The sequence below is a fragment of the Photobacterium angustum genome (assembly GCF_003026365.1).
Taxonomy (GTDB): Bacteria; Pseudomonadota; Gammaproteobacteria; order Enterobacterales; family Vibrionaceae; genus Photobacterium; species Photobacterium angustum.
Genome location: NZ_PYOM01000026.1, coordinates 1 through 12,659, shown reverse-complemented (window position 1 = coordinate 12,659; position 12,659 = coordinate 1). Strand labels below are relative to the sequence as shown.

Below are 12,659 nucleotides of genomic sequence, written 5' to 3'. Positions count from 1 at the left end.
ATAATGAATTTGCCAACTCAAACTTTCACACTCAGTTGTAGTGGCAAAATCAATATGGAGATTTATAAAAAATGAAACGTACTGTAACTATCTTAGCTGGTCTTCTACTATCTGCATCTCTAGTAGGTTGTTCAAGCACTGACGCAGACCAAATGCAAACTCTTACTAACAAAGTAGACACTTTAGCTGAGCAAGTAAGTGCACTACAAGGTCAACAAGACCAAATCGTTAGCGCTGTAAACGACTCTCGTGCAGCATCAGACGCGGCTTACCAAGAAGCTATGCGTGCTAACAAGCGTATCGACAACATTGCTGGTTCTTACACTAAGTAATTTGTCTTAGCTTAAATACTTTAAGGAGATGGCTTTTTATAAGCCATCTCTTTTTTTATCAAAATAAAGACCAATAGATTCATTCACAGCATCAATCACACCTCTTTTAATAATTACCGATAATTGCCTCTATCAAGCATTCAATTCCCTATTCTGAAATTAGAAAAATCCCCTTTTGACAATTTCACCTTACCATTTATTAACTTCAATTTGAGTAGATAGAGACGAGCTTACGGTTGATAAGTTAATTTTAAATACACTTAATTCGAATACTTATATAAATATACTTTATCAAATAATAAGGCTTTTAAAGCTTCTATAGCACTTTATTCCAGCTATTAATACAAATATTCATACAAACCATCAAATCCATTACCAACGTTATTACACACAATATTTAGATAAAAAAAACGAGAGCATAGGCTCTCGTTTAATATCATTTCAAATATAATTAATTTAAAACAACAGGAATACCAGTTTGATTATCTAATGCCTTGGTGAGTACCTGATAAGCATCATTGTTGTAATTCAAATCATCAATCAGTTTTGCTGGCGCTGTTACCACTTTCTTTTCACCCATTTGTGATTCATCTTTCGATAATGGCGCATGAACTTCAACAACGATCTGTCCGTTAGGTTCAACTGAATACTTTACTGGTTGATTAATAATGCGAACTTGTGTGCCTAACGCAACGTGTGGGAATAACCACTCAACATCCCATGGGTTCATACGAATACAGCCACCACTAACGCGCATACCAATACCAAAATCTTTGTTAGTACCGTGAATTAGATATTCTCCATGACCATAAGCTAAACGCATTTTATAGTCACCTAATGGATTATCAGGACCAGCAGGTACAACTGCAGGAAGAATATCTCCCCTTGCAGCATGTTCTTTACGAATAGAAGCTGGAGGTGTCCACGTTGGATTCTTCACTTTTTCATTGATACTTGTTGTCATACTTGGGGTTTCACGTCCAACTCGACCGATACCAATAGGGAAGATATAAACTTTTGATGCATCGTCTTTTGGAAAGTAATACAAACGAAGTTCCGCAAGGTTGACCACTATCCCCTTATGGGCAACATCTGGTAATACAACCTTGGTTGGCACCTGAAGCAAACGTCCAGGAGCAGGAAGAAAAGGATCAATACCTTTATTCGCAGCCATCATGCCTAAAAAACCAACGTTATACTTATTGGCAATGTCAGAAAGACTATCCCCTTTTTGTACTTCATAATAGTTAGGTGTGCCAACGATATTACTACCATCGGTTGGTAATTGATATTCAATTGCATTTACAGCAGAAGATACCAAACAAGTAAGTGAAAGAAGCAATGCGCGGTACAAAACGACGTCTCCGTTAATAAATTCCTGAGTCTATTTGCAACAAACCCAAACATTTTGTTGCATAGTCAGTATTAATTTCTAATACAAACTATAAACAAATCTCTACAATCCATAGTACTTTATATAAGCAATTTCTACTAGCGAGCATTATGTTTTAGATTAAGCAAATTATTTTAATCAATCAGTTACATAACTTAACTATGCGAATAATAGTAAAATCAATTATATCTATACTACTATACCGTTAATACAAAAAAAGAGCTGTTAGGTTACGGTAAACTTAACAACTCTTTAATTACAGTTTCAATACTACAGGGCTTGGCAAGCTACGTGGTATATTGCTGCATCAAACCTTTCCATGCACGCCGTTGTTGCTCTAGTCTGATTTGCATTGATTTATATTGCTGAATAAATTCAAAATTATCATAGCTATCGGCTATCTTTTGCTTCTCCATATCAAGTAAATACTTTTTTGCTTGATAATAATCTGAAATTTTAGCAATCAAAGCTTCATACTCTTGTTGAAGCTGCGTTAGCCTTGCAACATTGTTCGGCATCTTACTCAACTGTTGTTGAATTCGTTTAAATTGCATTTTTGCTTTGGTTTTTTCAATTCGGTCAGCTGGCGTAACTTTCAAATTTCTTGTCCAACCTATCCACGAACATACCTTAATCAACCATTTAGTTGGGTCAAATTGCCACCAGCAAATACCATTTCTATAGTCGTTTTCAAAAATATGGTGATAGTTATGATAGCCCTCACCAAAAGTCAAAAAAGCCAAAAATCCGTTATCACGGGCGGTATTTCTATCAGTATAAGGCTGAGAACCCCAAATATGTGCCAATGAATTGATGAAAAACGTCGTATGGTGGCTTAGTACTAATCGAAGAAAACCAACAAGCAATAATGCCCCCCAAATATCACCATGAATCAACCCAAAAGCTAATGGAATACCGAAATTAGTACCAATCGCCAACAATAAATAATATTTATGCTGCCACATTACTATTCTATCTTTTTGTAAATCACGGCAATTGTCGTAGTCATGGTATCGACTCGCTTGGTAATCACGTAACATCCAGCCAATATGACTATAAAAGAAACCTTTTTTCGCCGAATAAGGATCTTTATCATTATTATCAACATGGCGGTGATGAATACGATGATCTGAAGACCAATGCAAAATACTATTTTGCAAAGCAAATGCACCGCCAATTGCAAAAATGAAGCGGAGCAATGCATTAGCTTGATAAGTTTTATGTGACCATAAACGGTGATATCCCGCAGTTATGGACATACCACAAAAGCTAAATGCTACAACCAACATTAATATTTGTGTCCAATCGAAACCATATTGGTACGCATAAAGCGGAACACCAATTATCGCAACCAGTAACGTCACACTAAACACTGCGACATTTAACCAAAGTACAGGGGGTTTTTGCTGTTGAGTTGTCATCCTATAATCACTCTACATTCAGCGTACACATGTAAGCCAGAATATATGCGCTATTTACGACTATCAATAGATACGCTGCATTTTCATACGACCTACTCGACTAATGTGATACCTGCCACATCATAACGCGCTGAAATCTGCTTATAGTGTTTATGCTCTCGCTGGTAAAAGCTTATCGGCATTGCATCTCGTAGCCCTTGCTTTGATAAATAAGCATATTCTTCACGTGTCATTACTACATACTGCAATTGCTCATTTAATAGATTACGCAAGCCTTCAATAGTCAAAACATCATCTCTTACCATTGCTTTCATATAGCCAATTATTACAGATAACGGCACTAACATATCTCTAATAAGCAATTTACGATCCATGATCTTAGCTGCATTTGTTGTTCGAATACCTATATCTAAAATTGCTTGCCAATCAGGTTTATCTTGCCTAGTGACGGCACCATTAGTAAAACAGTAATACGCTTCTATAAATGCTTTTAGGTGATGATAACGTTCAGCATGCACTTCAATATAGATATGCTGTAGTTCAAGATCAGCATTAAATTGGCGACTCATGTTTAAGTACTCTATTCAAAATGATTTATTTACATCATTTTACATCGTAACGAATTAAAAAGTTGTTAGTTGAAAATGATAACCTTTGGAACTATTTTTTTTATCTGTGAAAATAGTATCATTATAAGCGATTAGTTATTGCATCAACGTGAATTGCCAATAACATGATCGATACTTATCTTATTTGATTTCAATAAACATTATGAGAGCGATAATCACCCCAGAATACATCAATAACTTTTCGTGCATTGCTGATAAATGCGAAGATCACTGCTGTCACAGTTGGGATATATCTATTGATAGATAAACCTATCAATTTATGACACAAAAAAGTGCGCTAAAGGTTAAATCTGCAGATGCAATCATGAGGACAAAAGGTGATACTTCGCCTTATTATGCAAAATCAAACTAAATAACGATGGTGTATGCCCTTTCAGAGAAGAAACGGGTTTATGCGAAGTTCATAAAGAACATGGGCATAAGCGTCTATCGCAGACATGTTAATCATACCCACGTACCTCTACTATTCGTGGTAACAAAAAAGAGCATAATTTATCGCTCTCATGCCCTGAGGCAGCAAGACAAATACTCCTAAATCCAGCATCAATGCAATTTCATCAAGAAAACACCACAGATGATGCATTTAAAGCTAATAACTATACTCGTCCAAATTGGTACTCAGAGGTGCAGCAATTTGTCGTTGATATCCTATTTATTAATAATATCAGCTTAGAGCAGCGTCTTTTCTATATTGGAATGACATTACGACTACTTGAGCCTCATAAAAACAATATGGAGGAGTTACATAAACGCCTTCTATTATGTTGTGAAAAGATTAACAACAATAATTTTGAAAAACTCTTCTTAGAACAACGTACATCTGCAGATATATATGCAGGTTTACTGATTCAGTTTTTTAATTTCCGTGTAAACCTAGAGTCAACACGTAGCTTTAAAGTAGCTTACAACCGTTTTAATTCTTTGCATCAACAATTAATTGAAGCATTAAGCTTAGCCAACGGTGACAGTGATAAACAAAATACTATCCTACAACATGGTTTTAACACCCATTACCGTGATTACTTTGAAAAAAATAGTCATGTATGGATTAACTATATTATCTATGTGTTTTATCTAAATGACTTCCCAGCAGAGTCAATGCAAGATGTTTTTAATGATTTAATTACTGATATTTTTATCATAAGGTGTGCTTTATCAGCCCTTGCTTCTATGCGTCCACTGAATGATGACGATGTGATCCTTGTAGTACAGACCTATCATCGTATTCGTAGCCACAACAAAGATTTCGTCAAAAACATCAAAAATATAAGAAATCAAGCAAATACAGATGAGTCTCTATTTTCACTAATGCTAATCAAAACACAATAATTATCGTTTTTTACATTTAATTTGAAAATTTTAACGAGTCTGTGAAAGATAATTGGATATAGGTAGGTCTACTTACCTATACACATTATTATAATAGGAACGTTATGCTAATTAAGAGAACAAACAAATGGGATTTAAGTGAAAATGATGTCACACCAGAGTCCATTTATCATCAACGCCGCGATATTTTAAAAAAGTTAGGTATTGCAGCAACAAGTCTTCCGTTAGCCTCAAATGCAACGGCAGGTATATTTGATGTGTTCTCAAATGACGATCAGAAAACCATTGATAACCGTCGTCCACTTTCTACTGTAAAATCACCGTTATCTGATCCGAGTCTGTCACTCACACCGGAAAATAAGATCACTCAATATAATAATTTTTATGAGTTTGGTACGGATAAATCATCACCAGCTATTCGGGCTGAAAAGTTCGTTACCAATACTTGGCAAATAAATATTGACGGCCTTGTTAATAAGCCTTTAACGCTCAACTATGATGACTTATTTTCTTTATTTCCATTAGAAGAGCGAATTTACAGATTACGTTGTGTTGAAGCATGGTCTATGAATGTTCCGTGGATTGGGTTTAGCTTAAGCGATATTATTAAACGTGCCGATCCTACTAGTCGCGCGAAATATGTCGCATTTCAGACCCTCTATGATCCAAAGCAAATGCCTGGACAAGCGTCTCGCTCATTAGGTGGCAGCATAGATTATCCTTACGTAGAAGGGTTACGGCTTGATGAAGCGCTACCCCCTCTTACACTAATATCTGTTGGATTATATGGTAAAACTCTCCCACCACAGAATGGCGCTCCACTCCGTTTAGTCGTACCTTGGAAATATGGCTTCAAAAGCATTAAATCGATTGTTCGCATTACTTTAACGGGCAAACAGCCACCAACAACATGGAACATGTTAGCGCCTGATGAATATGGCTTTTATGCCAATGTAAACCCAACAGTCGATCATCCTCGTTGGAGTCAAGCCAGTGAACGCTTTATTGGAGAAGGTAATATATTCAGTAGTCGACGTCAGCCTACCACTATGTTTAACGGTTATGCGGATGCTGTTGCGAGTTTGTATAACGGCATGGATCTAAAAAGGAACTACTAATAATGAAATCTCAAAGAAAGAAGCGTTTTTTAAAGCTAAAACCTAAACATATTACTTGGCTTAAAGTAATAATTCATGCCGTTAGCTTATTCTTTCTTATTGTATTAGTTTTGCAAACATTCAATGGTGGTTTTGGTGCCGATCCAGTTAAGGACATTGAACATTTCACCGGAAAAGCGGCCTTGAATACACTATTTATAACATTACTTATTAGCCCTATTGCTATGTTCTTAAAACAAGGGGTTTTGGTAAAAACACGGAGAGTATTGGGTTTATATAGCTTTTTTTGGGCATTGCTACACTTGAGTGTTTATGTCTCGCTTGACCTGGGTTTTGATTGGGCTTTAGTCGGTGAAGAAATCACTCAACGTCCGTATTTAGCTATTGGCGCAATTAGCTGGCTAATTTTATTATTATTGACCTTGACTTCTACTCAGAAGTTACAACGTATATTGGGAGCACGCTGGCAAAAATTTCATAACTGGGTATACCTTGCTTTAATATTGAGCCCAATTCATTATTTATGGTCTGTCAAATCTGGCATTACCGAGCCGGTCATCTATATCTTTATTGCAAGCTTTCTTTTATTAAGTCGCAGAGACAAATTTAAACGTGGATTAGCTCACATTGGTGTCAACAGAGGTCAGAAAACGACGACATCAAATTAATCCACACAACACCTATTAATTTTAGTGAATGCTTTTCACTGTCTAGTAACCTGTACCTAAATCCCAATTGGTACAGGTCTTTTTTTATCTACTTTATATATATCATTAAAACTTCAAGTATTACATGACATTGCAGAGTTTTATGCTACGATAAAATTCTTACATCTTTAGTTGTTGTATATGTTATTTCATGAAGGCCATTCATTTGTTTAGTGATATTTTAACAACGAGCGTTGAAGAATTTGCTCATGATTGCATGTTGTTATGTGAGCAACACTACCCAACGATTCATAGCCGAGGCATGCAAGAAGATCATTTAGCTAAAGCGCTTTGCCGCCGTATTGCAACTGATTTTGCACAACAAAATACACCCGTCAAAATTATCCACATAGACAAAAGCCAACATACATCGCAAGTTATCTATTGCCTACAGCACGAACAGTCTTATATCTGGGTGATTGCTCATCACTTCATTAGTGCCAATAAAGCCCGTAGAGATGCATTACTTAGTACCATTGAGCAAGTACAACGTAACTTTTCTACTAATGGTGAACACTACCTAATGGTGATTGCAGATCACTGGTTTGATCGCAGTAAAGCAAGTAAGGAACTCCCCGCTTGGTGGCTTGGTAAATTACCTGAAAATCATCTTGAATATGCTGCAACAGGAATCAAGCTTCAATACAGTGAGAGCAGTTTTACAGAATCGGTAAAACAACGCTTTCATTTAATAAATGGCAGTATGTCTATTAAACATCCTTTTGTTCGTCATGATAACCAATCCCCTGTTTTACGTTATATCTTCTTAACTGCAATTTATAAGATTGACTAACTCACCATTCCGATTAAAAATGCGCCAAAATTTTAATTTAACCGAATAACTATGATGTAACTTAATCGGTTTTTAGTGTGATATCTTCTATCACCATACACGGAATGTTCTTATGTCAGTCTCTTCCTCTCAACCGTTATCATTACGTGATGATTCTATTTTTCGTTTATTTTGGCGTTATACACTCCCAACAATCGCTGCCATGTTGGTCACAGGCATTTATGTGGCTGTCGATGGTATGTTTGTTGGTCACTTTATTGGTGAAGACGGGCTTGCAGCAATAATGCTTGGCTATCCGATTGGCTCCATTCTTTACGCCATAGGTGCTCTTATTGGTATGGGTGCATCGGCATTAGTTTCGATAAAACTAGGGGAAGATAAAACAGACGAAGCGAGAAAAATTGTTGGTAATGCATTCAGCTTATGCCTAATTGCTGCAATGATTATTTGTGGATTAGGAGTCACATTAGGCACTGATATACTGCAATGGGTTGGCGCTGAGGGAAAAATCCTATCAATGGCTGAAGATTACCTCTTCTGGTACTTCAGTATGGGTTTCTTTGCCATCATCTCAATGGCATTTTCATCACTATTACGTAATGATGGACAACCGAAACGTGTAACGTACATCATGATTTTCGGTGGCCTGCTGAATATCTTCTTAGACTGGCTATTTATTGTGGTGATCCCCTGGGGATTAACAGGCGCAGCCATTGCCACAATGCTATCTCAAGCCGCCACCAGCATATTATGTTTACAACATTTCTTTAGCGATAAATCGACACTACGAATTCATTGGGACAGCCTAAAACTTAAACTTGATACCTGTTTACAAATATTAAAACTCGGAACATCAAGTTTACTCATGTACATGTACCTTTCTGTCGTACTGATTTTGCACAACAAAGCTTTCTTAATGGTCGGTAAACCGATTCATGTCGCAGCCTACGGCATCGTGAGCTACACGGAGGCTTTCTTCTATTTAATTTTCGAAGGCATTGCATTAGGCACACAACCGATCACCAGTTTTAATACAGGTGCTGGTTTAAAAAATCGTGTGATCAAAGCACGAAACCTTGCTTTTGCCGTTATTCTTACTGTCGCACTTATTGGCGTCACAACCCTCTATAGTTTACCCGATTATGTCGTGTATTTATTTGCAGGTGATAATCAACTGCTTCAACCAGTTGCTATAAACGGTGTGCATCTTTATTTCTGGGGGTTACCTTTCGAAGGGTTATTACTTATTGGTGCGACCTACTTCCAATCAATTAATATGGCAAAAGAAGCATCTATATTGACGGGTGGTAAGTTAATCCTGATCTCTATTTTTATCTTTACCTTCGCGCACATTTTTGGCGTTGACGGTGTATGGGTCGCATTACCTTTTTGTAGTTTACTTCTAACCAGTTGGATGATTATTAAAATCAGGAAGATTTAACCGTTAGCACGGTAGTTTTTATTTAACATCACTACCGCTTTCTATTGCAAGATGATTACCGCCGCATAGTAGCAAGGAAAAAAACTAAAATAAAAACAAAAATAAATAAAAAAAACAACACAACCATATGAATACTAAAGCTTTATATTTCATCCCTACTTATCACCCCTATTCACTTAGCATTCCAATTATTCCGTATTATTCTGTCTCTCGTTCCAAAGGCACGCGTTACTTTTCCGAATCCTTTACAGTAACCTCTGCATTTGGAGCGCATTAAATTTAAATAATTATGAGTGAACAAGAATGAAAAAAATTCTAACCCCTGTAGCAATCCTAGTATCAGCATTTGCAGTAACAGCTGCCCACGCAGAAGCAAAGGTTGATTATTTTGCTGGTGTAGATGCTGGTGTTAATTTTGGAGGAAAAGCAAAAGTAACCGAAACCACAAAATATACAACTGATTTTAAAACCAATGCTGTTTATGGCGTTCATGGTGGTGCAACTATCAACGATCATCATCGTTTAACAATGGGCTACACTCACGGCGAAATTCAAGCTAAAGGAGATGATAGTGATGATGCTAAGACTGACGTTGATACTTTACAGGCACAATATGATTATGTTTATGGATTAACAAATAATATTAATCTTACTGGTGGTGCTCATGCAGGTTACCAGTGGTATAAAGATGGTGATGACCTTAACGGTATGCTGTATGGTTTACAGACAGGACTTGAGTATAATATTGATAACTGGACACTTGGCACTCAGTTAGCTTACTCATGGAAAGATCAAAAAGCTAAGGATGATTATTCAGAAGCTAAGATGGATGGTGAAGCAACCTTCTTAACAAGTGTATCCTACCACTTCTAAAAATATATAACGAGTCAGCTCTCAAAAGCCATTAGAAAGGAACCTAATGGCTTTTCCTCTAAATAAATCGTAGCCTCTTTGACGAAATGGGTCGTTAACATGAGCTCTAATATTTCGTATTTATTTCTAGTAATACTAAGAGAGCAACAGGCTCATTTACCTGCTTTGATTTGTTGTAAAAATCAAAATAATCAAAGTTAAATTTATAAAATATGACTTAGTATATATATGAAAAAGACATTAATATTAGCTATTTTTTCAATTTCTTTAATGGGTTGTGCTCCACTTTCAAGTGCTAGACCATATAAAAGAGTAGAAATTTCACATCACGGGCATGTAAGAAAAGTAGTTAAATATAATCGTTGGGGTAATAAGGTTGTGAAAAAGACTAAGTGCTATCATGGTCACTGTAAAACAACAAAAAAAGAAAAAGTAATTTGGTAATAAGGTTTTGAAAAAGACCATGTGTCGTCATGGTCACTGCAAAACGAAAAAAGTTAAATAATATATTGATATTTAGGTATTATAAATAAAGGCAATTAATATTGCCTTTTATTATTGTTTAATCTTTTTTCGTGCCATACGTTTAGAATCTATTAATTAGCGGAAGAAGACATTTATTTTTAATAAGATACGGCTTGAACAAACCTAGGGATTAGTTTGTACTAAAGCGCTGTATTGGCTCAAAGGAGAAGAAATGAAAAGCCGTCCAAAGTCTATAACTATTATCAGTTTTTTTCTAATTATTATAAACCTGATAGCTATAACGTCTACTACATTAAGTTATGATAACCCAGAAGTAATTAAAGTGATGGAGTTAAGCAGCATGCCTCTGATCTTGCAATATATATTCATGATTCTAGGCCACTTAATCACCTTACTTTCTGCTGTTCTAATGCTAAAAGCAAAAAAAAGAGGAAGAACAATGTATGTTGGATGGTCAATCATATCACTAATTATTGGGCTATCAACTGCTCCCGCAAAAGCACTAATGATTCCAAGCTTGGTCTTCTTTTTAATAGTTACTTTATTTCTATTTAGACGAAAAGCAAATGAATTTTTTTCTAATGGTCACGAGAGACTAATCTATGATTCGTAATGGGATAGGAATAATTTTCTTTATCGTATCTGGATTTTTTGTATTTATATTAGGTTTTATAGCCTTTTTTGATTTTCCTGTCATTGAAATTAATAAGTTTATTATGTTAGGAATCCTTAGTATTCCTTTATTTATCTTTCATTTAATTGGCTTAGCATTTTATAGAGGTTCTAACTGGAAGGTTTCTTCTGCTATTACTCTTTTCATAGGATGTACAATTAATATAATGCTTGTTATCTCAATACTCTCTGTTAAAGGTTCGCCTAAACTGTTAGATGTATTAAATATTAGCAATTTAGACATTTTTAGAGACTACATTTCTGGGTTTGCTGTTATGGCTATATTTATGGGAATAGGCGTAACTTTGTATACTTCAGAAAACTCGGCTAAAAAGCGAACCGAAGACAACGTCGATGGTTAGTTCTATAGCAAAAAAACTATAGGTGTAACAGACAATACTCCAGATATAATTATTCTGCGAGAGCATAAGATCATTCAAAAGTAGTCTGACCTTCTACACCTATCAGCTCTCGCTTCAACATTGTCCATATTTCTTATTCATTTAAGTTTCATCCAGTGGTCACGAACCAGATATATGCTCCTTTCTAAATCGCGCTTTTTACTCTAATACGGGGTAAATTTGATAACCTAACGATAAATGGTTGCGTGATCCTCAACTACACCACGCTAAACTCTAAATCTATCAATTTCATAATGACATAGTTTATAGGTGAGTTAATAACCTATGGTTTAAAGAATAACTTCAAAAGGAAAGTAGCAGCCTGTAAAGTTTAACGTTCGGTATTGTTAATAGAAATTAAGTAAACCTTAACTTAATAACTTAAAGATTGTGACAGAACCTAAAATTATCCTTTTTTTCTTTTAGTCGTTGCTAAGGTAATTGCTATTAAACACCTCACACTGAATAATATATAGTTATTAAAAATGAGATATCGTTTAATTTTTACTTCACATGAAATAAGGCTACAAATCAATATTTATACACACTAATGAGTAATGTTTTAAAGATAAGTTGATTAAAGGAAAATCTACTCTTGCCTAATAAACATGTGAATATGTTTGTTTTTACCTATTTCAAGTATAAAAATATTTCTATCTTCATAAATAATTTTACTTTTATAACTAAAGTTTTGCTTTGAAGAAAAAAGCAGTCTTGTATATAACTCTGCTTCTTTTAAGTTAATAACTTTAGCCTGTTGCAATATTTCTACGTCAGAGTAAAGAGTATAATACCCATTCTCATAGTTTAAAATTTTACCTTTATCACGGAATATAGCCATTTCATCTATACCGCTTCCCTCTAAGTAAACATCTGACGTGTAATTACCATGATCAAAAGTCAATTTGATTAATGAATTCCATAAACCTTTTGATTGTGAGTGGACATGAAGTTTAGATATAAACACACCATCTTTACCATAATGGTCTAAGGTCACATAATTTGAGTAGAAAAAAACACAAACAGAAAAAATAAAAAAAGTTATTGTTTTCAAACTATATCTC

Annotated in this window: 14 protein-coding genes; 10 read left to right on the top strand and 4 right to left on the bottom strand. The window is 35.3% G+C overall.

Annotated elements, in window-relative coordinates; all coding sequences use genetic code 11:
- The first annotated feature begins 71 nt into the window (after nucleotides 1-71).
- Nucleotides 72-332, top strand: a complete 261-nt coding sequence (locus CTN01_RS20585) for an Lpp/OprI family alanine-zipper lipoprotein (protein WP_005365039.1) — start codon at nucleotides 72-74, stop codon at nucleotides 330-332.
- Between the two features lie 451 nt (nucleotides 333-783).
- On the opposite strand, the gene CTN01_RS20580 is transcribed toward CTN01_RS20585, so the two are convergent.
- The 3 genes from CTN01_RS20580 to CTN01_RS20570 form a co-directional block, all read right to left on the bottom strand.
- Nucleotides 784-1,686 carry a L,D-transpeptidase family protein gene (locus CTN01_RS20580; protein ID WP_045147273.1) on the bottom strand — a complete coding sequence of 301 codons (903 nt, stop codon included), beginning with the start codon at nucleotides 1,684-1,686 and terminating at the stop codon, nucleotides 784-786.
- A 326-nt stretch (nucleotides 1,687-2,012) separates the two neighbouring features.
- On the bottom strand, nucleotides 2,013-3,146 hold the full coding sequence (locus tag CTN01_RS20575; RefSeq protein ID WP_045147275.1) for an acyl-CoA desaturase: 1,134 nt from the start codon (nucleotides 3,144-3,146) through the stop codon (nucleotides 2,013-2,015).
- Between the two features lie 92 nt (nucleotides 3,147-3,238).
- Nucleotides 3,239-3,715, bottom strand: coding sequence for a hypothetical protein (locus CTN01_RS20570; protein ID WP_045147277.1), 477 nt, complete (start codon nucleotides 3,713-3,715; stop codon nucleotides 3,239-3,241).
- Between the two features lie 525 nt (nucleotides 3,716-4,240).
- On the opposite strand from CTN01_RS20570, the gene fliB reads away from it, so the two are divergent.
- The 9 genes from fliB to CTN01_RS20530 all read left to right on the top strand — a co-directional run bounded on the left by fliB (nucleotide 4,241) and on the right by CTN01_RS20530 (nucleotide 11,556).
- Nucleotides 4,241-5,104, top strand: a complete 864-nt coding sequence (fliB, locus tag CTN01_RS20565) for a flagellin lysine-N-methylase (protein ID WP_244155961.1) — start codon at nucleotides 4,241-4,243, stop codon at nucleotides 5,102-5,104.
- A 104-nt stretch (nucleotides 5,105-5,208) separates the two neighbouring features.
- Nucleotides 5,209-6,222, top strand: a complete 1,014-nt coding sequence (msrP, locus tag CTN01_RS20560) for a protein-methionine-sulfoxide reductase catalytic subunit MsrP (RefSeq protein ID WP_045147279.1) — start codon at nucleotides 5,209-5,211, stop codon at nucleotides 6,220-6,222.
- A gap of 2 nt (nucleotides 6,223-6,224) precedes the next feature.
- Complete coding sequence (msrQ, locus tag CTN01_RS20555; protein ID WP_045147281.1) at nucleotides 6,225-6,890, top strand: protein-methionine-sulfoxide reductase heme-binding subunit MsrQ; 666 nt, start codon at nucleotides 6,225-6,227, stop codon at nucleotides 6,888-6,890.
- Nucleotides 6,891-7,080: 190 nt separating this feature from the next.
- Nucleotides 7,081-7,722 (top strand): hypothetical protein, encoded by a 642-nt coding sequence (locus tag CTN01_RS20550; protein ID WP_244155944.1) that lies wholly within the window; start codon nucleotides 7,081-7,083, stop codon nucleotides 7,720-7,722.
- Nucleotides 7,723-7,834: 112 nt separating this feature from the next.
- Nucleotides 7,835-9,163: an MATE family efflux transporter gene (locus CTN01_RS20545; RefSeq protein ID WP_045147283.1), complete on the top strand. Its 1,329-nt coding sequence runs from the start codon at nucleotides 7,835-7,837 to the stop codon at nucleotides 9,161-9,163.
- Nucleotides 9,164-9,466: 303 nt separating this feature from the next.
- The gene (locus CTN01_RS20540) at nucleotides 9,467-10,036 is read left to right on the top strand and encodes an outer membrane beta-barrel protein (RefSeq protein WP_045147285.1); all 570 of its coding nucleotides are present in this window, start codon (nucleotides 9,467-9,469) and stop codon (nucleotides 10,034-10,036) included.
- A 228-nt stretch (nucleotides 10,037-10,264) separates the two neighbouring features.
- On the top strand, nucleotides 10,265-10,480 hold the full coding sequence (locus CTN01_RS22700; protein ID WP_146150436.1) for a hypothetical protein: 216 nt from the start codon (nucleotides 10,265-10,267) through the stop codon (nucleotides 10,478-10,480).
- A 253-nt stretch (nucleotides 10,481-10,733) separates the two neighbouring features.
- Nucleotides 10,734-11,135 carry a hypothetical protein gene (locus tag CTN01_RS20535; RefSeq protein WP_045147288.1) on the top strand — a complete coding sequence of 134 codons (402 nt, stop codon included), beginning with the start codon at nucleotides 10,734-10,736 and terminating at the stop codon, nucleotides 11,133-11,135.
- The gene (locus tag CTN01_RS20530; protein ID WP_045147290.1) at nucleotides 11,125-11,556 is read left to right on the top strand and encodes a hypothetical protein; all 432 of its coding nucleotides are present in this window, start codon (nucleotides 11,125-11,127) and stop codon (nucleotides 11,554-11,556) included. The genes CTN01_RS20535 and CTN01_RS20530 overlap by 11 nt, the downstream gene beginning before the upstream one ends.
- A 628-nt stretch (nucleotides 11,557-12,184) precedes the next feature.
- Here CTN01_RS20530 and CTN01_RS22830 read toward each other — a convergent pair.
- On the bottom strand, nucleotides 12,185-12,659 hold a 475-nt coding region (locus CTN01_RS22830; RefSeq protein ID WP_211317086.1), incomplete at its 5' end, for a hypothetical protein.

Bases quoted from the DNA above. Each gene is read 5' to 3' on its own strand.
- CTN01_RS20585 (WP_005365039.1), top strand. From the start codon at position 72: ATGAAACGTACTGTAACTATCTTAGCTGGTCTTCTACTATCTGCATCT.
- CTN01_RS20575 (WP_045147275.1), bottom strand. From the start codon at position 3,146: ATGACAACTCAACAGCAAAAACCCCCTGTACTTTGGTTAAATGTCGCA.
- CTN01_RS20570 (WP_045147277.1), bottom strand. From the start codon at position 3,715: ATGAGTCGCCAATTTAATGCTGATCTTGAACTACAGCATATCTATATT.
- msrP (WP_045147279.1), top strand. From the start codon at position 5,209: ATGCTAATTAAGAGAACAAACAAATGGGATTTAAGTGAAAATGATGTC.
- msrQ (WP_045147281.1), top strand. From the start codon at position 6,225: ATGAAATCTCAAAGAAAGAAGCGTTTTTTAAAGCTAAAACCTAAACAT.
- CTN01_RS20550 (WP_244155944.1), top strand. From the start codon at position 7,081: ATGAAGGCCATTCATTTGTTTAGTGATATTTTAACAACGAGCGTTGAA.
- CTN01_RS20545 (WP_045147283.1), top strand. From the start codon at position 7,835: ATGTCAGTCTCTTCCTCTCAACCGTTATCATTACGTGATGATTCTATT.
- CTN01_RS20540 (WP_045147285.1), top strand. From the start codon at position 9,467: ATGAAAAAAATTCTAACCCCTGTAGCAATCCTAGTATCAGCATTTGCA.
- CTN01_RS22700 (WP_146150436.1), top strand. From the start codon at position 10,265: ATGAAAAAGACATTAATATTAGCTATTTTTTCAATTTCTTTAATGGGT.
- CTN01_RS20535 (WP_045147288.1), top strand. From the start codon at position 10,734: ATGAAAAGCCGTCCAAAGTCTATAACTATTATCAGTTTTTTTCTAATT.
- CTN01_RS20530 (WP_045147290.1), top strand. From the start codon at position 11,125: ATGATTCGTAATGGGATAGGAATAATTTTCTTTATCGTATCTGGATTT.